Origin of the sequence: Paenibacillus alba (assembly GCF_013204855.1) — a bacterium.
GTDB classification, from domain to species: domain Bacteria; phylum Bacillota; class Bacilli; order Paenibacillales; family NBRC-103111; genus Paenibacillus_E; species Paenibacillus_E alba.
This window is the reverse complement of record NZ_JABMKZ010000031.1, coordinates 69,168-93,621: the sequence shown is the minus strand read 5'-3', so window position 1 is coordinate 93,621 and position 24,454 is coordinate 69,168. Positions and strand designations below refer to the sequence as shown.

Below are 24,454 nucleotides of genomic sequence, written 5' to 3'. Positions count from 1 at the left end.
AGATATTAGAAAGACAAAGGCAATATTGCTATACAAAATGTGATATACTTGGCTAACAGAAGATCGACTTACGGAGAAACAATAGATAGGAGTGATGAATGTTGGATAATGATTTGAAAGAGGCGCTTTCTGCTTTGCTTAAGGCTGAATTGTCACCGGTGGTAGAGAGATTAAATGGAATTGATTCTCGATTAAATGGAATTGATTCTCGATTAGATAGGCTGGAATTGGAACAATCTCAAATTAAGCAAGCAGTCCTAGAAACCAATGATACGGTAAAAAGGATGGAACTCATTCAAGAGCAGCAGCACACGATTATCGAACTTTTATCAGCTCGGTCTATAGAACATGAAGCAAAGATGAAATGGACTAAATGATATATAGTCATACATCTCAAGCAGAGAGCAAATCCCGATAGGAGGAGCTCTCTTTTTGTTTATGTCCACTCGTTTATGACGTATAAATACAACTTCTCTTCTATCGTAACTTTTTCCATAGTTTTAGAGTCTATATAGATATCGCTAAAAAGATAAATACTAGACTTAGACTGAAAGAGGAGAGTGGAAAAGCAACATGACGGTTCAGAAGCAAGTAGGAATGGGTGCGCTGGCTTGCGCATTGGTGTGGCAATTGGTTGCGGGAACGACGGTCTACGCGGCAGGTCCGACGTTGACACTTAGTTCACAAGAAACAATTACATCAGGTGCTGTAATGAAGAACTATGTATGGACAACTACGAGAAGCAATAAGGATGTTTCGGTGAACGCCAACGTCGTAGAAGTTGATTTGACGAATCCGAACGTGAAGATAGACGCAATGGCAGGTACGAAAAATCAATTTACGAAAAATCAAAGTGTATTAGGCATGGTGAAGGACACTGGTGCCGTGGCTGGTGTGAATGGAGACTTTTTTAATACACAAGCAGAAGGCGTTCCGGAAGGCGCACAAATAACGAATGGCCAAGTCATGGCGACGCCGGCGAAAATATCTGGATTGTATTCATTCGCGATTACGAAAAGTAATCAACCGATTATCGATATATTTGATTTTCAGGGTAATGTAACAGCGAAGGATGGAACGTCGTTCGAACTTGGTGGTGTGAACAAGACATATTATTGGGATGATAATGATGTCCCGTTAATTGCGGACGGGCTATTTCTCTATACAAGTGCTTGGGCTATGACACAGAGAGCTGTAGATGGAACACACGTTCCAACAGAGGCGCTAATCCAGAACGATATCGTTAAGGAAATTGCCGTGGATACGAATGTTAAAATGATTGCTCCAGCAGATGGCTATATTCTCAGAGGTTCTGGCTTAGCCCGGGAGTTTATCGTTAATCATCTCAAAGTTGGAGATAAGATCACCACCAAATATGATATGGTTCCGCACGATGCTTCTCAGACCTATGATTGGAAAAATTTTAAAATGTTAATCGGCGGCAGCACATTGTTAGTGGACGATGCCAAGCCAAGTTATTTTACCCGTAATATTGGGGATTTCAGTGGGTATAGTCCTCGATCTCGAACAGCAATAGGCTATTCTAAGGACATGAAGACGGCTTATATCATTACTTCTGATCGAAGTGCAGGCAGTGCTGGCATGACGCTTCCTGAGCTTCAGCAGTTCATGATTGGGGCTGGTGTTTGGAAAGGGATGGTTCTGGACGGTGGAGGCTCTACACAGATGGTCTCAAGATCACTAGGTGATTTCGATCCGAAGCTTGTCAACAAAACGGAGAATGGCAATCAGCGTTCCGTAGTTAATGGTGTTGGGGTATATTCGACTGCACCTAAGGGAGATTTGAAGGGACTTATTCTAAAAGGCCAAAATATTTTATTCATGAATGAACCTAGCACTTATCAATTTAAAGCTTATGATGACTATTATAATCCGATTTCTGTAGAAGGTATCGTTCCACAATGGAGCATTTCTACGACGAATGGTGCTTTTAAAGATAATGTGTTCACACCCACGTCACCTGGTAAAACGCAAATAACAGCTAAGTCTGGCAAAGGCTCTGCCTCCATGGACGTAGAGGTTGTAGGTAGAGATCAAATTACTGCGATGACTTTCAGTGCAGGTGCTTTTTCAGTGACAGAAGGTGGGGATTTCAAACTCCCTATTAGTGTGACTACAAAAAGTGGAGTTACTCGGGATTTGCCCGCGGCATCTGCGACATGGGAACTAAGTGGTATTAAAGGCTCGCTCAAAGACGGAATACTTCATGTAGATAGTGCTTCGGGCTCTCAAGCAGCTCAAGTTATTGCTAGATATGATGGATATAGTACGATGGTAACATTACCTGTTGGCCAAGAGAAAAATTGGTATGATGTAGACAAATTCGCCGTAATGACCACTGGTGACAAATACCCGGCAGAGGTAGTCTCTGCGGTTAATATTGCACAAGACAACGGGAATAAAAATCTTGAGATCGCTTATGATTTTACAAAAGGTACAGGAACAAAAGCGGCGTACGCGAGGTTTAATGGAACGAGTGGCGCTCCGATTGAAGGGGAACCAGAGTTTATTTCAGCAAGAGTGTTTGGTGATGGAAGCTTCAATTGGGTACGAGCAGAAGTGGTTGATGCCAATGGCGTTACGAATTTAGTTAGTTTCACTGAAAATATGAACTGGACAGGCTGGCGCAAGATAACGGCCGATGTGTCCGATTTGAAATCCCCGCTTAAAATTAAGAGTGTTTACGTGGCTAACCCTGCCAATGGACAGGACGAAAGAGCTGCAAAAGGGAAAATTAATATCGATGACATTTCATTTATTTACAAAGGCCAGCTGGCATCATTGCCGAAAAATACGGTAAAGCTAACTGTAAATAAGAAACAAGTTACGCTGAATGATAAGCCAATGACTTTAGAACAAGCACCTACCATTGTGAATGACAATACTTTGATTCCTCTCCGTTTCGTTACAGAAGCTCTTAGCGGAAACGTAAAGTGGGATGAAAAAGAACGTAAAGTTACGGTCATGCGCGGTGATAAATTGATAGATCTATGGATTGATAAAGCAGACCTATTAGTAAATGGGCAACGTGTGACTGCAGAAGTAGCACCGAAAATTATGAATAACGTGACGATGGTTCCTTTGCGGCTCATTTCCGAGAAATTAGGCTTCAAAGTAGGCTGGGATCCTAAAAATTATGGGATAACACTGGAATAAATAGTGCTAGAAGTACACTTCAAATTGTCAGAACTATGATACAATATGGGGTAGACTAATTTCTAATATTGTTTGTTAAAAGGAGCTCGTTTCATTTGCAGCCAGACGCTATAGATCGTGTCATAAAAAACGCAATTAACGTCATGGAGAGCAGCAAGTATCAAATGTTTGAAATCGCTGAAGCCTCTCGCTTCGAAAAGGAATCACTTATTCGGGAACTCGAGGAAATTAAATATGAGACGAGTGTAACGATTGAGCTGGTCGATAAGTTAGAGAAGGACTACAAGCGTTCTCGCATTCGACTCACGGAAGTCAGTCGTGACTTTAATAAATACCGTGAGGAAGATATTAAGATTGCTTATGAAGCGGCTATTGCATTTCAATTACAGCTCACAATCGCAAGGGAAAAAGAAAATAACCTGAAGACCAGGCGAAATGATTTACAGATGCGAACGAAGAATGTGGACAAGCAGGTAGAACGGGCTGAGACGATCGTTTCGCAGATGAATGTCGTTCTGGAATATTTGTCAGGTGATCTCAATCAGGTGACTCGCATATTAGAATCGGCGAAGAATAGGCAGTTGCTTGGTTTAAAAATCATTTTGGCGCAAGAGGAAGAACGGAAGCGTATCGCACGTGAAATACACGATGGGATGGCTCAAACCTTGGCAAATGTCGTGCTTCGCACAGAAATTGCTCAGCGCATGCTTGTTAAAGATGATATTCCTGCTGTTAAGGAAGAATTGGTAGATTTGAAGGGTCAAGTCAGAGGAGGACTTGAAGAAGTTCGGAAGATCATCTTCAACCTCCGTCCAATGGCGCTCGATGACCTAGGTATCGTTCCAACATTGCGTAAGTATGTACAGGATTTCGAAGAGAAGTATCGCATTCGCACACAATTTAATCTCGTAGGCAAACAGACTCGCATTCCATCTGGGCTTGAAATTGCTATCTTCCGACTAGTGCAAGAAGCTCTATCTAATGTAATCAAACATGCGAAAGCTACTTTCTTATCTGTTGAGCTCACACTGGAACCAGATCAAGTGCAAATCTACGTAGTAGATAACGGAGTCGGATTCGACGTGCCACAGACAGAACAGAGAATAGCCAAAGGGAATAACTTCGGTTTGCTGGGCATGCGCGAGCGTGTTGAGCTTTTGGAAGGCACGATGGTCATTGAGTCTGAGAAAGATTCAGGAACCAAAATTACGATGCTGATCCCTATTGGCAGCGGTGCAGAGAACAAGGAGGAAAATCAGAATGGACAACACGGCGAGTCATAAACGCAATGTACGCCTCGTCATTGCGGACGACCATCAATTGTTTCGCGAAGGTGTTAAACGAATTATTAATATGGAAGATGATATGGAAGTCATTGGAGAGTGCGGTGACGGGATCCAGGTTATCGAGCTATGCAACCAAATTACTCCTGATATTGTGCTTATGGATATTAACATGCCACTTGAAAACGGGGTAGTTGCAACAGAGAGGTTGAAACTTATCTTCCCTGATATCAAAGTAATTATTCTATCCATTCATGATGATGAGAGCTACGTATTCGAAACCCTTCGCAAAGGGGCTTCAGGCTATTTGCTCAAAGACATGGAGGCGGAGTCCCTTATTAATGCGATTCGCTCTGTTGTTGCCGGTCATGCTTATATCCATCCCAAAGTCACAGGCAAGCTGATTAATCAGCTTCGACGAATGACTTATCTCGATGATGTCGGTGTCGTAGGATCCGGTCAGGGTATCAAAGATTCAGGGTTAAAATACATACATAATGCAAACAGTCCTCTGACCAAACGCGAAGCGGAAGTTCTTCGTCTTATGGCAGAAGGTAAAAGCAATAAACTAATTGGTGAGTTCCTCTTTATCAGCGAGAAAACAGTTAAAAACCACGTCAGCAGCATCCTTCAGAAAATGGAAGTTGATGACCGGACACAAGCTGTTATTATTGCGATCAAAAATGGTTGGGTAACCTTGTAAAATCCCCTTATTGGAACCCCTATTCCTTATGCGGCATACATTGCAAATAAGGGAGGGATCCGCTATGTGGGTTGGGTTGCTTTGGATCTTAGGTTGCTACGGAATCAGCATCGCTGTGCTCCATCTTTTGTTCGGAAACCGGAAGAGCAAGAGCAAGAAACAAACTAAAATTCTACTCGTTACCAAAAATAATCAAAACCAGATTGAATGGTATATTCGCTCATTGTTTTTCTTCACTCGTCTAAAAGGCAATGAAGTGACGGCTACAATTTTTGATGAAGGGTCGTCCGACGATACAAGAAAAATTATTGAGCGACTATCCCATACCCATTTACTGGATCTGCATGGTGGAGCGGATAGTAGCACTGTAGACAACTACTTGCTGCAACATGAAAGTGAAGCTCTAATTGTTGTTCATCTGAGTAATCGGGAGGATCTTGTTAAGATTCCCTTTGGTTTACAGTAGGTTGTTACAAGCACTTACATGACTAAGAGAGTAAGGTGAGCAATGAAAGTTCAACTTTACGCTGTATGCTTAGGACAAAAGTGGGAATGGCGAATAACCATTCACACCCAGACAGACATTCAATATTGGTTCGAGCAATACGCAGCCGACGCCGGCCTCGTAGTGTTCGAACCTTTTATTTCTTTTGGGCAAGGTGTGCGGTTGCTTCAGAAGCTAAATGGTGATACCTCTTTCACTTCGAGGAAATCTGGTGAGGGCATAGAAGAAATGGGCGAGACTGCGCTAGAACGCTTTCGTCGAATTGCAAGAGAATACGTAATGCCCAATCAAGAAGCCTTTAAGAAAGAAGTCATTCATCATGGTACATGGAGGCACAGCTTGTATCCTAGAGTAGTTTTAGACACAGGAGCATACAAAGATATCGTCGATGCATGCAGCGGCAGATCGCTCCTCATTGAGGAAGTCCACCAACTGCTGGAGGGGGTAGGTCTGGATTGTGGGATAGGGGAAGCTTGGCGAGCCTATTTGCAATTGGCACATCTTAACGGCGATCTTGAGTTGAGTAATGGTTTGGAAGTCATTGAACGTCGAGAATGGCGACAAGCATTTAAGAAAAAGACGAGCTATCGCTGCAAGCGGTGTGGGAGTAGTGACGATCGAATGTTTTGGTCGGCTTGCGTGCATTGCGGGCAGGAATGTCCCTATTGCGAGGAGTGTCTGACGATGGGACGGGCTAGGTTCTGTTCTTTGTTAGTTAGTGGGCGATCTGCATTAGTTGCGCCATTCGGTGGCGAAGAAGTGGATATCCGCGCCTATATCGAGCCGTGGGGACTTAGTGAGCCCCAGGCGAGAGCCTCTCTGGAGGGGCTTCATTATATCAGAGGAGATGCGAGAGATCATAGAAAGGTGAATTGGCTGCGTGATATTAGCCTAGTGCTATTTGGAAGTGTGGAAAGAGTTGGGTTGTCGGTTCGAAGACGGACAGCTGCAAACGAAGTCGTTAAACCATCGGCTCTGAGGAAGTTTTTGATCTGGGCTGTTACCGGCGCCGGCAAGACGGAAATGATTTTTCCTTTTGTGCACCATACCGTAGCTAAAGGTGGACGAGTACTTATCGCAACACCCCGCAAAGACGTGGTGTTGGAGCTGCAGCCACGCATCGAGCGGGCTTTTGTAGGCTATAGCGTTGTAACGCTGTATGGTGGGAGCGAGCAGCGTTGGGAGCAGGGACAGATCACGATCGCCACGACGCATCAGCTAATGCGTTTTCATAGGGCTTTTGATCTGGTTATTATTGATGAGATTGATGCGTTTCCGTATCACAACAATCCTATGCTTTCTTACGCGGCGGCTAAAGTGTGCAAGACTAGCGGTGTCAACATTTTGCTTTCGGCTACGCCGCCCAAAGCCATTCGAAAGGCGGCTGAGCGTGGACTATTGCCGCATGTTCGAGTACCGGTGCGTTTTCATAAGCACCCAGTGCCAGTCCCTCACCTAATCTCAGTTCCTTATCTGAGGAAATCACTTCGGGCACAAACGCTGCCGAGTTCGTTGTTTGGGAAGATAGCTATCTCAATAGAGCGGGGTGCGCAGGTTTTTGTTTTTGTCCCTAATATTCAATTGGTGGACCCGATGGTTGAGCTTTTGAGGAAGATGATAAACCCAAGATCAGGTGGTTCAATGATATGTGTGGAAGGGACATCATCTAAGGATTCGGCTCGAACAGAAAAGGTCCAACGTTTCCGGAACAGAGAGATTCGTTTATTAGTAACAACAACGATACTAGAAAGAGGCGTTACGGTTCCCAAGTCGGATGTAATCATTTTGGATGCCGATTCGAGGTTATTTGACGAGGCTGCGCTCGTTCAAATGGCAGGGCGCGCGGGGAGATCGAAAGATGATCCAGCAGGGAAGGTGTATTTTGCAGCAAAAGAAATTACGTATTCACAAAAGGAGGCGATTCGACAAATTCAACAAATGAACCGCATGGCATATAAACAGGGATACTTACTAAGGGGGAAATAAATGACGAATTCTGGAATGGGGCATTGGATCAAAAAAGCATGGACTACGTTAGCTTCAATGCTAAGCCCTGTGAAGGCGGATTGCCTTCTTTGTAAGAAGGTTAGTGAACTTCGGTTAGAACAGCTGGGGTTATGCATTTCATGTTATCAAAAGGTTCCGTGGATTCAAGAAGTGCTTTGTCCCACATGTGGGCGCTCTGAGAGATGCTGGGATTGTCAACGGAGACAACAAACCTATTTTATAAGAAGCCGTAGCGCTGTAAGATATGATGATGCGATGAAGGAACTGCTTGCCCGCTATAAATATCGTAGAGATGAAAGGCTGAAAACAGTTATAGGCAGGATGCTTGTCCATGCTTATCACTTATCGCAGTTAGAGCAACCAAAATCCGGCTCTGATCCAGCGCAGAAGATAATTACTTTTGTACCTGTAAGTGAACGTAGAATGTTAGAACGAGGTTTCAATCAAGCTGATCAAATGGCAACAGAACTAGGAAGACGAATAGGGGTGCCCGTTATTCCACTTCTCAACCGTTCCAAGCACACCGACAAGCAAAGCATTAAGAAGAGGAATGAAAGATTGGATGATTTGGAGCATGTATTTGAAATTGACCTATCGCGACTTGACATAAGATGCTCAACAACTGCCTTGCATATTTACCTCGTGGATGACGTATATACGACAGGAAGTACGATGAATCAGTGTGCCAAGGTTCTTAAAGCGCATTTTTCTGCTGAGGTAGTTGGGCTAACATGGGCCAGATGAAGGAAGGAGTTCTATTGCTGTCAAAATATTAATAGGCAAACGCTGTCGAATTGCGGTAAACTGGAATTATTAATTGGGAATTGGGAATAATAGAAGGGGGCGATACAAATGGGAATGAATGTCGCTAATTGTCCGCGCTGTGGCAAAATATTTGTTAAAGGGTTCGCTGAGGTATGTCCGAACTGTTTGAAGGATTTGGAGCAGCAGTATGATAAATGCTTGAAATACCTTCGTCAAAATAAAGGCACGAACATTAATGATTTGAGCGATGCAACAGGTGTTTCGATTAAACAAATCACGAAATTCATTCGTGACGGTCGAATTTCTATCATGCATGCACCGAATATGTTTTATTCCTGTGAAGTTTGTGGGACTCAGATTCGTGAGAATACGATTTGTGAACCTTGCCGCATGAAACTTGTGAAGGATGTCAGGAATAATTCGGAGGATGAGCGGCGGAGAATGGAGCAAGAGAAGAAGGATACTCAAATGAGTTTTAAAATCAAGGAACGTCTACAGGACAGGCATGAATAAAAGAAGTTCAACCATATAAAGTTTCTTATACAAACTGCCGATAATAGTAATAACGATTATCGGCTTTTTATTTTTAAGCGAATGAGGTGTCACCGAATGAAAGTTAATGAACCAAAGCGGGTTGGACCAGTTAACCCCTATAGACAAGCAAGTGATCATAAGGCGTTGAACGGAACTAATAAAAAAGAAAAACAAAGAGACCAAGTCCAAATATCCAGTGAAGCTAAAGAATTGCTTTTGGAAACCAGTCAAGCCGTGCAGTCCAAAGAACGGGTAGCTAAAGTCAATCAACTGAAGCAATCTGTTGAATCGGGTACTTATCATGTAGATGCGGGGAAGATCGCGGAAAAGTTACTCCCTTATTTTAAATAAATCACATGACAAGAGAATAGGTGAATGAACGTGAGTATAACCCAGCTGCTCGAAGTTTTAGAAAATTTAATCTCCATACATCAAACAATGTTAGAATTAGCAGCACAAAAAACACCGGTACTAGTTAATAATCAAGTAGTAGAGCTTAATACCATTATTCATAAAGAAAATAAGCTTATTAAGCAAATAGAAGAACTTGAGCGTATGAGAGTTCAGTTAACTGGGGAATATTTGATCTCTCGTGGGTATAACCCCGACCCCAAGGTGAGAGTCAGCGACCTGATTAAAATTATATTCAAGGCAGAAGAAAAGAAAGCCTTAAGTGAAGTTCAAGCAAGGTTATTAGACGTTATGACAGAGATGAAAAAACAAAATGAAGTGAATCAAAAGCTAATTGAGCAATCCTTGGCATTTATAGATTTTTCATTGGATTTATTCGTGAAAACCCCCGAGCAAGACGCGTTTTATCAACATCCTAACCAAACGGGATATAGTTCTGTACGAAACGGAATATTCGACACTAAAGCCTAAAGGAGTGTTATTATGACTTCTACCTTTCATGGGATAGAAACAGCCAAGAGAAGTTTGTTTACCCAGACTGCCGCTTTAAATACCACAGGACATAATATAGCTAACGCAAATACAGCTGGGTATTCGAGACAAATTGTTAATATGGCGGCGTCGCAGCCTATAGAATTTCCTGGGTTGAATCGGTCCAATACGCCCGGGCAACTGGGAACTGGGGTAGAGTTTACTTCAATTACCCGGATTCGCGAGTCATTCCTGGATGATCAATTTCGAAATGAGAACAAATCGTTAGGCAACTCCAAAATCCAATCCGACACCTTAAATAAACTTGAGACTATTATTAACGAGCCTTCCGACTCTGGACTTCGAACAGTGCTCGATAAGTTCTGGGCTTCTTGGTCTGATTTAAGCAAGGACCCAGAGAACACAACTGGACGCAAAATTGTTAGAGAAAATGCTATGGCCTTAACGGATGCAATGAATCAAATAAGCAAGCAACTGAGTGATTTAAGCTCGGATTTAACTGCCAACATTGGAGTAAAAGTGAGCGAAATTAATTCCAAGACCAGTACAATTTCTAGCTTAAACAACGAAATCACTCGCATTGAAGGTTTAGGTGATGATGCCAATGATTTAAGAGACCAACGTGATCTCTTGACAGATGAACTTTCGAAAATTGTTAATATTACGGTCACGAATACCCCTCAAGGTTATTCTATTTCTATGGGGAATACGAACTTGGTTACTGGTGATTCATTTACACCAACTACAGCAGATGAATTGCAAACTGCTTACGGCAGTGGCGATGGAACAGGGAATTTGAAGAGCGGTGAAGTATTCGGAATGATTGCTTCTCGAGATAAATATGTCGCTGACTACCAGAAGCAACTTAATACGATCGCTAGCAGTATTGCGACCGGTGATATCACGATAACAATTCCTAAGGGTTCCGTACTACCTGAAGGTACTGTATTAAACGGAGTGACTTATTCCGGAGCTACGAGAACGCTAACATCAGATCTCACTGCGACTGTGGCAGGCTTGAATGGTCTTCACAAGCTTGGTTATACATTTGGAACTCCAGCCGCAACGGGGACTGATTTTTTTACATCGACTAGCGGTAGTATAACCGCGGGCACAATTACTTTGAATCCGACAATTGCCGCGGATGCGAGTAAGATTGTAACCTCGTTGCGAACCGAGGGCTCAGGTGCCACCGAGAAAGCCGTCAAGGGTAACAACACCTTAGCCTTGCTTATAGCCCAACAAAAAGATAATAAGTTCCAATATACAACGAACAGCAACGGAATCACTGAAGGTACGATTGATGATTATTTACGCTCTGTAGTGGGTCAATTGGGTGTTCAAGCTCAGGAAGCGACTCGTCTGAATACGAATCAGCAAGCAATAGTTGATCAGGTTGATTCTCGTAGGCAGTCAGTAAGCGGAGTTTCATTGGATGAAGAGATGTCGAATATGATCAAATATCAACATGCTTATGGTGCAGCAGCTAGATTTATGACAACTTTTGATCAAATATTGGAGAAACTTATTAATAATACCGGAGTAGTAGGACGTTAAATCATCATTAGGGAGGTAGCTTAGCATGACTGTTCGTGTAACGCAAAGCATGATGCATAGTCAGCTGCTCAGGAATGTGAACAATAACATGGGCAGAATGGAAACTAATCAGAATATATTGGCGACAGGTAAGAAAATTAATAAACCATCTGACGATCCTGTTGGCATTACCTATGCATTAAGGTATCGCAGTGAGCTATCCATTAATGAGCAATACCAAAAAAATGTTGACATGGCTTCATCACAGGTTGAGCATACCGATACTATATTAGGCCAAGTTGGAGATATTGTTCAACGAGCTAATGAACTTGTAACGCGAGGGCTGAATGGAACGAACCCACAGAGTGCTTTAGACGCGATAGCGAAAGAGATTGGCCAGATATATGAACAAGCGGTTACGTTAGGAAATGATCAATTAAATGGAAAATACATTTTCAATGGGCAAAAGACAGACATCCAACCTTACACCTCTGCAGGAGCTGCGACTGAAACCACGGATTCAGGGAAGCTTATCTCACAATTTGCTGCTGGAGTGACTATACCTTTAAATGTGACAGGTAGTGAAGTATTCGGACAAACAACCGACTCGGACAACCTATTTTCAGTGTTAAAAGGCCTGCAGACTGCTTTTTCAGCTGGAGACCAAGCCACCGCCAAATCACTCTATGATGAGTTTGGAACAAGAATTACTAAAATTCTTGAAGTGAGATCAGAAGTAGGCGCTAGAGCCAATCGTCTCGATTTGATCAACAATCGCATTAAAGATTTGGATCTGAACTTAAATAGTCTGGATGCTACAACGGAAGACGCAGATATGGCCGAAACGATTACAAAGTTGAAGTCGGATGAAAGTGTATACCAAGCATCGCTATCTGTAGGAGCCAAAATTATTCAGCCGAGCTTGTTGGATTACATCAGATAATTGCTGACGTGGATTGCCTGTGATTTGTTGCCGTAATGGAGCGTCAAATTTATGAATAATGAATGCAGCGAGTATGAGACTATTACAAATAAACTATCAATGCTGTAGCGAATGCTATAGCATTGTCGTGTTTTGAGGAGGTATCAAGGAATGATAACCATGTTACATGATGTTACTATTCAGCTTCAGGGAAGTATTCTGGGATTCGAAGGTCATAATGAATATCGTATTGACGTGATTGAAGAAAACGATCAATTCGCAAATTTACAAAGTATTGAAGATCCTAATATCTCTTTTCTGGTTACGTCGCCTTTTTCGTTTCATGAGCAATATGTATTCGAGCTTGAGGAGAGTATCAAATCTACCCTTCAGGTGGAGAGTCAAGAAGAGGTGGCTGTTCTAGCCATTGTAACGATCCATGAGAAATTTATGGAATCAACGATGAATCTGCTTGCCCCGATCGTGATTAATACCAAGAGTTTGATAGGTAGACAGATTGTACTTCCACCGGACAGTGGCTACAAAACAAGCGAGCCTCTTTTTGCTCCTATTTCCAAAGAAAGCGGTGAATAGGTCATGCTAATTCTTTCTCGTAAAAAAGGGCAATCCATATTGATAGGCAATAATATAGAAATCTTCGTTTCCGCCATTGACGGCGATCAGGTCAAAATAGGAATTAGGGCGCCACAGAATATCAATATACTGAGAAAAGAAGTTTATGAAACCATACAATTAAGCAACATTGAAGCCTCGAAAGGCAAGATAGACCTTGCTCTATTAAAAAACATGACGAGATCTAAAAAAAATAGCGAAAAATAGTGAAAATGCTATTAACAAATCAAAATGCGCATCCGATATATATATATGTAAGGCGAAATGCCTACCCACATGGAAGTGGAAATTATACATTCAGGGAGGAATTATATCATGATTATCAATCACAATCTTAACGCAATGAACGCTCACCGTAACCTACAAGGTAACAACATCCAACAAGGTAAATCAAGTGAGAAATTGTCTTCCGGTTACAAAATCAACCGTGCTGCTGACGATGCTGCGGGTCTGTCGATCTCCGAAAAAATGCGTACGCAAATCAGATCGCTTAACCAAGCTCAATCTAATGCACAAGACGGCGTATCCTTGGTACAAACTGCAGAGGGTGCAATGAACGAAGTTTCCGACATGTTGTCCCGTATGAAAGAGTTAGCAACAAAAGCGTCGACCGGAACTTACAACGCTTCTGACCTTGGTGCAATTGACTCCGAGTTCAAATCGCTTAGCTCAGCTATCGATAACATTGCTACGAAAACGAACTTCAATGGCATCAACGTGCTGAACACTACAAGTGCAGTAACGATCCAAATCGGTGACAAAGGCGGAGATATTGTTACAGTTTCTCTGCAAAACATTACAGTGGCTTCACTTGCTATCAAAGCTGATAACCTTGCTTCTATGAGTAGTGCAAGTACAGCACTTGGTAACATTGACAAAGACATCTTGACAGTGAACTCCGCGCGTTCTTCTTTCGGTGCCGTTCAAAACCAATTGGAGCACACATTCAACAACCTCGGAACTACAACAGAGAACCTGCAAGCTGCTGAGTCGCGTATCCGTGATACAGACATGGCGAAAGAAATGATGAACTACACCAAGTTGAACATCCTTCAACAAGCGTCTACTTCTATGTTGGCGCAAGCAAACCAAGGATCTCAAGGTGTTCTTAAATTGCTTTCATAAGTTTAGTTTTTCGTTTCAAAGAAGCCCATTACATCGTAATGGGCTTCTTACTTACTAAGGGGGACATATGAAAATCAGTGTATGTATGATCGTTAAGGATGAAGAGACACAATTACCTAGATCTTTAGCAAGTATACCGATTGAGTATGAGATGATTGTTCTAGATACAGGTTCTAAAGATAGAAGTGTAGAAGTAGCCAAACATTATGGTGCTCGAATTTTTAGTTATATATGGAATGATCATTTTGCAGAAGCGAGAAACTGCTGTGCCTCTTATGCAACTGGAGACTATATTCTTTTCATTGATGCTGACGAAGAATTGCCTCAAGACTGTTTTGAGATGTTGCAACAATTTGTTCGACAATTCCCGAATACTACAGGTTCGGTTACTATAAATAATGTATTGCAGGACGGTATTAAGCATCACCGTATGATTCGATTCTACCCGAACCGACCGGAGTATAAATTTCATGGAGCTGTGCATGAACAAGTCTATTGTGGAACGCAGCCGGCTTTGTTTGAAGACACAGGACTTCAGATTTCTCACTATGGTTATAGCGAAGAGATATATAAGGAGAAGGATAAAGCTAATCGCTATCTTCCCATGTACCTATCCCATTTGGAACAGTATCCAAATGACGGATATATGCGATATCAGCTAGGTAAGCTATACTATAGCACAGGAAAATATATCGAGGCTGAGGAGCAGCTTCGTCTTAGTTTGAACATAAATGAAGTATCGGCTTTGTACTTTCCCGTCATGGTTGTCATGCTAGGTTACACGCTCAAAGAACAAGGGAAGTTCAAGGAAGCTGTCATGTTACTGAAGCAATATGCCCCTGTTTATCCGCAGTTTCCGGATATGCCGTTTTTACTTGGGCTTTTAGCTATGGATACAGGAGAAATTGGTGTAATTGAAACTCATTTCAAGATGGCAATTGAAATCGGTGAAACCGCTAAATACAGCTCTGTCGCTGGAGTTGGCTCTTACAAGGCGGCATATAACTTGGGTGTATATTATGAAGTGATCGGCGAATTGAACAAGGGCTTGGATTATTATCGCTATTCGTCCGATCTTGGCTATGAGGAAGCTGCGTCTAGATTATTAATTTTACGAAATACCTCTTCATAATAATCGAATAAAATACGATAAATAAAGTATAGAATTCAAACAAGGAGGTTGATAGGAATGGTTAATCGCGTAACAGGGCTTAACTCGGGTTTGGATATTGAAAGTATGGTAACTAAACTGATGAAAGCAGAAAATGCTCCCGTTGATAAACTGAAGGCGAAGAAAACAACACTGGGTTGGAGTTCTGATCTGTATCGGGAGGTCAATACCAAGCTCGCCAGCTTGAAGACGCAATTGGATGGTATGAAGCTTTCTGGAGATTGGAATCAGCTATCAGCGACAACATCGAATCCAACAGCGGTCACAGCTAAGGCTGACGGTACAGCTAATTCAGTCTCTCATAGTATTACTGTACAAAATTTGGCTTCTGGAGCTACAGCTTTCAACAAAAATTCCATCTCACAAAATGTAATGACAGGAAGTAGTAGCGTAAATGCCTCAACCGTCATTGCAGCAGCATCGAACAATAATTCTTTTCAAGTCACGTACGCAGGCGTTTCAAGAACAGTAACTATAGCTGATGGGACTTATGATAAGACACAGCTTGCTGCACAAATTCAATCAAGTATTAATAGTAGCTTTGGAAGTGGGAAAATCGCAGTTTCCGCCAACTCCAGTGACAAAATTGAGTTTTCCGGTTCGAGTCAAATCTCTGTTAAAGTTTTATCTGGAAATACGGGAATTGCCTCAATTGGTTTTACGAATGCTCAGACGAATCGAATCGATCCTTCGCTAAGTTTAAGTAATCAGACACAATTTAGCACATCTCTTTCCGGATCTGGTAGTTTCAACATAAACGGTCAAACTATTTCGTACACATCTGGAGACACACTTTCCGGTATTATGTCACGGGTTAATGCATCTAGTGCTGGCGTTAATATGTCTTACGATGCTGAGACGGATAGAGTAACCGTTGCATCCAAGGATACTGGGGCCAACGCTCAGGTAGCGATGAGTGATACAACTGGTAATCTTCTGGGAGCATTAGGTTTGACTGGCAGTAACGTAGACACAACACAAATAGGTACAGATGCTAAGTTAACTATCGACGGTGTATCGTCTACACGGAGTTCTAACACTTTCTCAGCGGGTGGCGTTACCTATACACTTAATCAAGTTACGTCGAGCCCAGTATCCGTTAATATTAGTCAAGATATAGACAGCACAGTCAAGAAAATTAGTAGCTTTGTGACTGCGTATAATGATGCAATAGATCTGATGAATAAAAGAGTCAAAGAAGATAAATACCGCAGCTATACGCCACTAACTGATGATCAAAAGAAAGATATGAAAGACACAGAGATTACAGTTTGGGAAACTAAGGCAAAGAGTGGTATTCTTCGTAGTGACGATATGCTCCAATCAGCATTAAGTGGATTGCGTTCGTTAGTGAGTACTTCTGTTGGCTCGAATACTTCTTCAACATACAATGCCTTATACAAAATAGGTATCACAACTAAAGCCTATGACAGCAGCGCAACTAGCGATGCAGGGAAATTGACTTTGGATGAAACAGCTTTGCGTGCAGCTTTAAGCAAGGATCCGAATGCGGTTATCCAAACATTCTCAAACTATCCCGATGGAATAGCTCAAAAGATGTACACCCAGGTTTCTACTTCAATGAAGCAAATCATTGAAAAAGCGGGTGGAGCAGGTACCTCGACAGATAATGTATCTAGTACAATAGGTAAACAAATTACCGAATTGAATAGTAACATAACTGGTTTTTCTGTTAAATTGGCGAAAAAAGAAGATTATTATTACAAAATGTTCTCTTCTATGGATACGGCAATTGGTAAGAGTAATACGATAATGAACTCATTAGCGAAATTTGCAGGTTAAATACAGTGAGGTGATAAATATATGGAGATAAATTCATTTGGGGGGTTCACGCGTAGTGGTGATCAAACTCCCTATACGAATATAACTGTTTCTTCCACTTCAGCAAGCTCAGATATTGGCGGCTTGGAATCAGTCAGTCAACTTATGCAGAAACAGAATTATCAGTTAACGGTTTCGGACAAAGCAGTCGTACAAGCTATTGAGAAAATTAACAAGACACTTGAGGGCGCCAGACATAAGTTCGCATATAGCATACATGAAAAAACGGGGCAAATCATGGTGAAGGTAATTAATGAAGACACCAATGAGGTCATTCGAGAAATTCCGAATGAAAAAATTGCAGATTTGATTGCTAGTTTTCAAGAAATTAATGGACTCAATATTGACGAGAAGAGGTAGGACTAGCATGAATCAACAAGCTCAAGCAACTTATCTTAGAATGCAAGTCAACACTGCAGCTCCTTGGGAATTAACGACCATGCTCTTTAGTGGGTGTATTAAATTTATGAAACAGGGTTTAATGGCGATAGAAAATGAGGATTTTAATTTAAAGAACATAAACATTAAGAAAGCAGTAGATATTTTGGATGAATTGACGATTACACTTAATCATAATTATGAAATTGCTGACCAATTAAGGAAAATTTATGATTATGTAAAAAGAAGATTGTTTCATGTTAATTTCAAGTTGGATGTAAGTGCTCTTCAAGAGTGTATAGCGTTAATTTCGGAACTACGTGATACGTGGGTTACGGCCATGAAGGAGCTTCATGCCGTTGCGAAAGTTCAATCATGATAGAACAAGAAATGAAGATTTTATCTTTACTGATTGAGCTAAAGCATAAGACGGAGCAATTGTTGGAGATTGATATTGAGGAAGAGCAAGAAATCCCGAAATTGAACGCTTTGCAGCAGGAGCAAGAGATCCTTAGCCAGCGCTTGGCCCAATTTCAACCTGCTCTGCTAAACGATCAGATTAGACGAGTTGCTTCGGAATGTCAACAGTTAGAAACTCTTTTCAATGCAAAGCTTATTAACTTTCAGAAAGTAGTCAAGACTAATATCTCTAAGATAGAGCTGATGAAGCAGCATAAGCATGCCTACCAGAATCAATATTTACAGGCAGAAGGTTATTTTATTGATAATAGAAAATAAATGATACACATGAAAATGAGGCACTTGTAAGCAGATTCTGCTTGCATAGTGCCTCGTTTTGCTTGGTGAATAAATGTTTATGAGCTATCGCATAGCGTTCATCATTAGCCCATAGTAGTGTGGGTATTGCTCTTTATATCTGTCTAGCACGTCTTTGGAGAGGTCAGCATCTGAGCATTGCGCTAAATAAAATACATACAGGTAAGGACGGTATGGATTAAGTTCAATTGATTTACGCACAAAAGCCAAGCCTTCTTCCACATCGCCTTGATTCACATACAATTTCCCTACATTTTCGTATCCTACTGCGGCAAGCTGTTCATGCTGTATAAGCATAGAGTAATAGTCCAGTGCGAGCTGAATCTGACTTTGCGAATAAAAGTGGTCGCCAATTAAATTCGCTACTATAAAATAGTAGGGTTGAAGTTGTTCAATAAATCGGTCATATGCGTCAAAATATCCATATTTAAACAAGTCGATGAGCAAAGTTACGGCGTAATTAAGTTGTTCTGAATCGAGCGTTGGACTAGTTCCTTCAGTGGTCAACTGAAGAGCTACTTGAACGATTTGGTGAAGCTGTTCCTTCTGTAGCGTGCTGCCATCAATGGTTTCAATTAATTGGTCCGCATAGGCAGATTGGTTCCAAACGAGGCTTGCTAAGATGAAGAGTTTATTATTGTGCTCGCTCTGTTCTTGCGGCGGCATCAATTGCAGGATTCGTTGAAATTCATCCTGAGAATCATGGATCAGTGCCGAGAGCAGCTTGTAATGGGATGACAGCGAAATCTTGTGCTGTTCGCATTGGTACTGGTAATGAGCTGTTAATTCTTGATTTCCTAATAACAAGCTAACTTGAAACAACTGCAGGATATCTGTTTGAGATGGATTTACAAATATTTTTTTATTGAAATCAATAATTGATGAAATGGTTTCACTTTGAGTCAGCAGAATTAATAACTGATAAAGCACCTTCTGATCACCTGGGCTAAGGTTGATGAGTTTGGTTAAAGCGCTGACTGCTTTAGGAACATCTGAATTCTTTAAATACAGATTTACAAGATGTACCAAAGGTATAATACTTCCGTAATTGGGAGATACGAGCCAGTAACGGCCGTCTTTGTTAGGCGGTGAATTTGAGATCTTCAGGCTTGTTTCAAACCATTCTATAGCCAGAGTGGTGAGCCCCACCTTTTCGAGAATGAGACCTTTAAAACAGTAGTAGTCGGCATAAGCGGGATATCGGCTCAGCCCACTTTCTACCACTTCCAATGCTTCCTTCAGACGGTCGAGTTCAATGAGAGTGATAACCGTTTGATTTAAGCAGTGCAACATAAATGCTTGATTCTCCATTTTTTTTGTGGTTGCCCGCTTGTAATAATAGAGTGCCTTCTTCAAGTCCCCTACTGCGAAATATTCATTTCCCAACGTAAAATAATCGTACTCTTCGAATTGTCTGGTTTCTTTCAATTTTTCAAAAATAGCTAGATTTCGAGTTGATTTATTCTTTTCTTGTCTTACCTCGAGCGTATAACCTGTGTGGAAAATCGAAAGACGATAATAAGTTTGTTCAAAATGGCCGTGGCGGTATACGACCTGCTCATGGATGGGGCGCTCAAAGTAAATATCCGGATGATTAGAAAATAGCCGCAGTGCAGTTGATTCAACCATTTTTCCTTTTCTAATAGGCCCAGTGTAATTGTATATGGTAAGGATGTAACCCATCGGCGTATCATGATCGGCTTGCTTGAGCATCGCTAGCAAATGGACCATTTGTGTAGAGTCGACGTATTCATCTGCATCTAGAACTAGAATCCATTTGGACATTGCTCTTTGAATGGCTGCGTTCTTGGCTGCGGAGAAGTCGTTGATCCATTCAAAATCAAAAACTTTATCTGTGTATTCCCGTGCAATTTGTTTAGTGGAATCAACGGACCCCGTATCCACAATGATGATCTCGTCCACATAGTCATTTACACTATCTAGACACCGCCTTAGCACTTTCTCCTCGTCTCTTACAATCATGCAAAGTGAGAGCAACTGATCCATACGTCCTCCTTAAAGCAGCGGGAAATGGTTCAATCCCGGATACTTATCCATTAATGTAAGTTTTATATTTTCTTGTTCGGATGTTTCGGTCAGATGTTGAAGTAAATAAGTATATAGAGTAATATTCATTGGGCTAAGTTCAATGGCCTGGCGTATATAAGTAATCCCTTCTGACACATCGCCTTGGGCGATGTATAAACGGCCAACGTTCTCATAGCCTTCAGCTGAGAGAGCATTTTGATTCAACAATGTGGAATAGTAATCCATAGCCAATTCGTACTGCCGATCTTTAAAAAAGTTGTTCCCCAGTACATTCAGCAATGAAGAGCTGTGATACTGCTCAATCAAGCGATCACAGCAGGCAAACTGTTCAGCATAGAAAAATCTCATGTAGGTTTGTGCGAGCCAATCAATATCACGTGGCTGTTTGCCTACTTCCGGAAGGTTGCCTCCCCATAGCAAAAAGGACATAAAGGCAATGTCAATGTCTAGTTCTGCAGTTGGTTGGTTTGGTTTGAGTCTGCCAAACAACAGTGCATCTTCATGAAGAATGGCGTATTGCAATTCTAATCTTGCTGGCAGCTCAACACATTGTTCCGTGCAGATGTTCAAGTACGAGGTCGAGAGCGGTTTACTTCCTAATTCGATGCATAACTCTAGTATCATGATGAGCTGATACGACTGAGGTAACGGGTAAAACGAACGCAGAAGTGACTCCAAGCCTTCTGATTCACCAAAGGAAAGTAAAATTTGTAGTAATTGCTTGAGCACCATCTTGTTATTGGGGGCCACATAGAGCAATTTGGACAATGTGGTTACGGCTTCCTGAAAGTCGAAATTGCGTATATGCAGAACCGATAATTGTTGTAGAGGTAACGAGCTAGCATTGTTGGGACTAATCAGCACTTTGTTGGATTCCAGTTGTTCCGAATTATCGCCCAGTCGGATGCATGTGCGCAGAGTCTCGATAGCGAAGCTATCCAATCCTAGCCTTGCTAGAAGGTAGCCCTGCAGCCAGTAAAAGTCGCAAGCGTCATGCCAGGTCTTTTGTGCTGTCAGAACATGCTGGTAGGCTTCCAAGTACTTCTCCAGGTTGATACAACAGTTAATCATGTTGCCGATACATAGCGGCAGCCAACTTTTCTGCATCTCGGATGGTTGATGTGCTTGTTCGTAGCATTCTAAAGCCTTCTGGTACAGGCCTTGAACCGTGTACTCATTTCCAAGTGTAAACCAGTCGTAACAAGATAAATTTCCTTGACGGGACATCAAATCAAAGATCGCCATATTTCTTGAAGACTTATCCTTGGCTTCTATGACTTCCTGCAAATAACCGGTATGATAAATCGGGAAAGAGAACTCTACTTCTTGAAGAACTCCGTCCGTGCAGAGAAGCTGTTCGTGGATCGGCCGGACGAAATAAATTTGACGGTTGTTACTGAAGATCCGCATCGCCTTGGACTCTGATATTTTACCGGAATTTGATTCACCGACATAATTGTAAATGGGAACGATTACACCAGTTGGGACATCACTAGGCAGCTTCTCTAAGAAGCGCAGTAAATCCGTTGCAAATTCGGGGTTAATAAATTCATCGGCATCCAGATACAGAATCCACTTCCCTTTAGCATGAAGGATCGAAGCGTTGCGTGCTGCTGCAAAATCCTGTTTCCACGCAAAATCGATCACGTACGGAGTATACCGCGTAGCAATCTCCTTGGTACTATCCGTTGAGCCTGTATCTACAATAATAATTTCATCAACACAATTGGAGACACTTTGAAGGCATTTATCTAAATGCTTAGCCTCGTCTTTTACGATCATACACAAGCTCAAGAATGGCATTATTGTATATCTCCTCAAGTAGGCCTACGTATTGTAATTTGATAAGGTAGGATGTGCAAGTAATGTTTAAATTATTTATATTATATCAGAAATCATAGAATCGTGTCGGAATTTCGACATTGATGAGCGTTTGTCGATAGAGTGCATTGTAGGGGATCACAGTTAATAGTCAATTATTTCTGCTAATTAATTTGTTGATATATGTCTATATACGTAATAGTATAAATATTTGGCTTAAAGTGAATGGTGGCGTACATCTAATGAATAATAATGTATTACTTCAAATCGAAGAGTATATTCAATGAAGTGATAGGGTAGTAGCTCAAGCTGTATGTATATAAAAATGCACCTTGCTGATAGGTAATTTTGGTTGTAGGGATACCTCCATTTACCATATTCAATAGGTGCATTTTTTTATTTTTACTACCAGGGGATACTGTTTTGAACAGACTCTTAAAATTAATAGTTCTTAACGACTGAATAGCATTCTGGAAACCTCTCTTTAAATACCCGAAGTACTTCTTTTTTTTCATCCTCGTCACAATATCTTAGCATAAGAGTGTAAGTTCCAAGGCTGTTTGTTTCTAACTCGATTGCTTTTCGCAAAAACTGTAAACTCTCTTTGATCTCATCTTGCATCAGGTAAAGCCTAGCTAGATTTTCATATCCAGATGATTCTAGTTTGTCGTCTAATAGTAAAAGTGAGTAATAGTCGATAGCAAGCTGATATTGACCGTTTCCTATAAAATAGTCTCCTAATCGATTGGCTATAACATACTTATCGTGTGAGGCATTCTGAATTAATGAATCATAAGCACTATAATGACCCATATTAAATAAATCGATAAGTATCGAAACACTTAACTCAATATCCAAAAGATCTTCTGAGTGATAAGACTTATCCCAGATTGCTTCAGCGATTGTCGTAAGTTTATTGATTTGTCCCTGTTGATCTGAGGAGTTGTCTAAGTGAATATTCGATAAACAGATGTCAAAAGTTTGAAGATCATCAGAAATCAAAGCGTATCGCATTTGGGATAGAGGAGATAAAGGGATATTTTCTCTCAAACATAGTTGGTAAAAATGTTCTGCTAGTCCCTTGTGACTTAGTAACAATGCAATTTCAAATAACTGTAACACTTGTTTCTGGCTCATTTCGAAGTAAATCTTGTCTAGTAAAGTAATGATTGATGACATAGGTTCATTTGGTAGCAAAAGTTTTAAAAGTTGAAACAAAACGGCTTGGTTGCTACTGTCGAGATTTATTAGTTTGGTCAATACATAGACTGTCTTTGGAATATCGAGTAGTGAATGATAGATGCTGGCCAAATTAGAATAAGGGATAAAGTTGCCGTAGTTTGGTGATACAACCCAATAACGCCCGTTTGAATCCTTGGGATTCTCCGCCATTTGAATACACAATTCAAAAAACTCAGCCGCCTTTTCGTAGAGACCGACATCTTTGTATATTGCGGCCTTGAAACAAAAATAATCAACTTGATCAGGCCAACGTTGGATACCTTCCTCAACCAAACTCATGGCATCATCAAACAGTTCTAACGTCATAAGTACAGAAACAGTCCGATTAAAGCAATGTAGCATATAAACTTGATTTTTGGATCGACTAGTCATAGCTTTTTTGTAGTTTTCTAGGGCTTTAGGAAAGTCTCGAATAGCAAAATATTCATTTCCGAGTGTGTAGTAGTCGTATTCTTCAAATTCCTTTGTTTCCTTTAGTTTTTCGAATATAGCTAAGTTACGATTGGATTTGTCTTTTTCACGCAAAGTTTCTTCCGTGTAACCAGTATGAAAGATGTGCAGAGATGGATAAAAAGTTGTTTGCAATTCCCCGTTTTGGTATACAAGTTGTTCATGTATTGGACGTACAAAATAAATATCAGGATGATTTAGAAATATGCGTATAGCTGTTGATTCAACAAACTTACCTGATTGAACAGATTCGGTAAAATTATAAATGGGGAGCAAGAAGCTGACGGGTTTAGTACTATCCATAGAAAGTAAAAAATTCCGCATTTGAGCCAGTTCTTCTGTTTGCACATATTCGTCAGCATCCAAAACCAGGATCCATTTAGAGCGAGATTTACGAAGGGCTTCGTTCCTAGCAGCGGAGAAATCTTGCTCCCATTTATATTCATACAACTGCTCCGTGTATTCTCTAGCAATTTCTTTAGTTCCGTCAGTAGATCCAGTATCAATGATGATAATTTCGTCTACGCAGTCACGAATACTAGTCAGACACCTACGAAGAACTTTTTCTTCATTTTTGACAATCATGCAAAGTGACAGCAGCTTATCCATGAATCCTCCTTATTGAACTACA

General features: G+C 41.2%; 23 protein-coding genes. 20 read left to right on the top strand and 3 right to left on the bottom strand.

Annotated elements, in window-relative coordinates; translation table 11 throughout:
* Positions 1-98: 98 nt before the first annotated feature.
* From HQN90_RS28425 to HQN90_RS28330, 20 genes are all read left to right on the top strand, one after another.
* Positions 99-377: a hypothetical protein gene (locus tag HQN90_RS28425; protein WP_246362886.1), complete on the top strand. Its 279-nt coding sequence runs from the start codon at positions 99-101 to the stop codon at positions 375-377.
* A gap of 196 nt (positions 378-573) precedes the next feature.
* Positions 574-3,177 carry a stalk domain-containing protein gene (locus HQN90_RS28420; protein WP_173225230.1) on the top strand — a complete coding sequence of 868 codons (2,604 nt, stop codon included), beginning with the start codon at positions 574-576 and terminating at the stop codon, positions 3,175-3,177.
* Between the two features lie 95 nt (positions 3,178-3,272).
* Entirely contained in the window at positions 3,273-4,460 is a 1,188-nt protein-coding gene (locus HQN90_RS28415) for a sensor histidine kinase (RefSeq protein WP_173225227.1), read from the top strand.
* Positions 4,438-5,163: a response regulator gene (locus tag HQN90_RS28410; RefSeq protein WP_173225224.1), complete on the top strand. Its 726-nt coding sequence runs from the start codon at positions 4,438-4,440 to the stop codon at positions 5,161-5,163. Before HQN90_RS28415 ends, HQN90_RS28410 begins: the two co-directional genes overlap by 23 nt.
* A 64-nt stretch (positions 5,164-5,227) precedes the next feature.
* Complete coding sequence (locus HQN90_RS28405) at positions 5,228-5,629, top strand: hypothetical protein (protein ID WP_173225221.1); 402 nt, start codon at positions 5,228-5,230, stop codon at positions 5,627-5,629.
* A 42-nt stretch (positions 5,630-5,671) separates the two neighbouring features.
* On the top strand, positions 5,672-7,654 hold the full coding sequence (locus HQN90_RS28400; protein WP_173225218.1) for an ATP-dependent helicase ComFA: 1,983 nt from the start codon (positions 5,672-5,674) through the stop codon (positions 7,652-7,654).
* Positions 7,655-8,419: a ComF family protein gene (locus HQN90_RS28395; RefSeq protein WP_173225216.1), complete on the top strand. Its 765-nt coding sequence runs from the start codon at positions 7,655-7,657 to the stop codon at positions 8,417-8,419.
* A gap of 108 nt (positions 8,420-8,527) precedes the next feature.
* On the top strand, positions 8,528-8,953 hold the full coding sequence (locus tag HQN90_RS28390; protein WP_173225213.1) for a flagellar protein: 426 nt from the start codon (positions 8,528-8,530) through the stop codon (positions 8,951-8,953).
* A 96-nt stretch (positions 8,954-9,049) separates the two neighbouring features.
* Positions 9,050-9,325 (top strand): flagellar biosynthesis anti-sigma factor FlgM, encoded by a 276-nt coding sequence (gene flgM, locus HQN90_RS28385; protein WP_079415148.1) that lies wholly within the window; start codon positions 9,050-9,052, stop codon positions 9,323-9,325.
* Between the two features lie 24 nt (positions 9,326-9,349).
* The gene (locus HQN90_RS28380; RefSeq protein ID WP_173225210.1) at positions 9,350-9,856 is read left to right on the top strand and encodes a flagellar protein FlgN; all 507 of its coding nucleotides are present in this window, start codon (positions 9,350-9,352) and stop codon (positions 9,854-9,856) included.
* Between the two features lie 12 nt (positions 9,857-9,868).
* Entirely contained in the window at positions 9,869-11,434 is a 1,566-nt protein-coding gene (gene flgK / locus HQN90_RS28375; RefSeq protein WP_079415144.1) for a flagellar hook-associated protein FlgK, read from the top strand.
* A 25-nt stretch (positions 11,435-11,459) separates the two neighbouring features.
* The gene (gene flgL / locus HQN90_RS28370) at positions 11,460-12,356 is read left to right on the top strand and encodes a flagellar hook-associated protein FlgL (protein ID WP_173225207.1); all 897 of its coding nucleotides are present in this window, start codon (positions 11,460-11,462) and stop codon (positions 12,354-12,356) included.
* Positions 12,357-12,506: 150 nt separating this feature from the next.
* Complete coding sequence (fliW, locus tag HQN90_RS28365; protein WP_173225204.1) at positions 12,507-12,929, top strand: flagellar assembly protein FliW; 423 nt, start codon at positions 12,507-12,509, stop codon at positions 12,927-12,929.
* A 3-nt stretch (positions 12,930-12,932) separates the two neighbouring features.
* The gene (gene csrA, locus HQN90_RS28360) at positions 12,933-13,175 is read left to right on the top strand and encodes a carbon storage regulator CsrA (RefSeq protein WP_173225201.1); all 243 of its coding nucleotides are present in this window, start codon (positions 12,933-12,935) and stop codon (positions 13,173-13,175) included.
* 108 nt (positions 13,176-13,283) lie between these two features.
* Positions 13,284-14,093 (top strand): flagellin N-terminal helical domain-containing protein, encoded by an 810-nt coding sequence (locus HQN90_RS28355; RefSeq protein ID WP_173225199.1) that lies wholly within the window; start codon positions 13,284-13,286, stop codon positions 14,091-14,093.
* 67 nt (positions 14,094-14,160) lie between these two features.
* Complete coding sequence (locus tag HQN90_RS28350; RefSeq protein WP_173225196.1) at positions 14,161-15,225, top strand: glycosyltransferase family 2 protein; 1,065 nt, start codon at positions 14,161-14,163, stop codon at positions 15,223-15,225.
* A gap of 57 nt (positions 15,226-15,282) precedes the next feature.
* Complete coding sequence (gene fliD, locus HQN90_RS28345) at positions 15,283-17,067, top strand: flagellar filament capping protein FliD (RefSeq protein WP_173225193.1); 1,785 nt, start codon at positions 15,283-15,285, stop codon at positions 17,065-17,067.
* A gap of 21 nt (positions 17,068-17,088) precedes the next feature.
* Positions 17,089-17,466 carry a flagellar protein FlaG gene (locus HQN90_RS28340; RefSeq protein ID WP_173225190.1) on the top strand — a complete coding sequence of 126 codons (378 nt, stop codon included), beginning with the start codon at positions 17,089-17,091 and terminating at the stop codon, positions 17,464-17,466.
* Between the two features lie 7 nt (positions 17,467-17,473).
* Complete coding sequence (gene fliS, locus HQN90_RS28335) at positions 17,474-17,863, top strand: flagellar export chaperone FliS (RefSeq protein WP_173225187.1); 390 nt, start codon at positions 17,474-17,476, stop codon at positions 17,861-17,863.
* Positions 17,860-18,222, top strand: coding sequence for a hypothetical protein (locus HQN90_RS28330; protein ID WP_173225184.1), 363 nt, complete (start codon positions 17,860-17,862; stop codon positions 18,220-18,222). The genes fliS and HQN90_RS28330 overlap by 4 nt, the downstream gene beginning before the upstream one ends.
* 84 nt (positions 18,223-18,306) lie before the next feature.
* Here the strand turns inward: HQN90_RS28330 and HQN90_RS28325 are convergent, their stop codons facing one another.
* From HQN90_RS28325 to HQN90_RS28315, 3 genes are all read right to left on the bottom strand, one after another.
* Entirely contained in the window at positions 18,307-20,268 is a 1,962-nt protein-coding gene (locus HQN90_RS28325; protein WP_173225181.1) for a glycosyltransferase family 2 protein, read from the bottom strand.
* Positions 20,269-20,277: 9 nt separating this feature from the next.
* Positions 20,278-22,113: a glycosyltransferase gene (locus HQN90_RS28320; protein ID WP_173225178.1), complete on the bottom strand. Its 1,836-nt coding sequence runs from the start codon at positions 22,111-22,113 to the stop codon at positions 20,278-20,280.
* 459 nt (positions 22,114-22,572) lie between these two features.
* Complete coding sequence (locus tag HQN90_RS28315) at positions 22,573-24,432, bottom strand: glycosyltransferase (protein ID WP_173225175.1); 1,860 nt, start codon at positions 24,430-24,432, stop codon at positions 22,573-22,575.
* Positions 24,433-24,454: the final 22 nt, after the last annotated feature.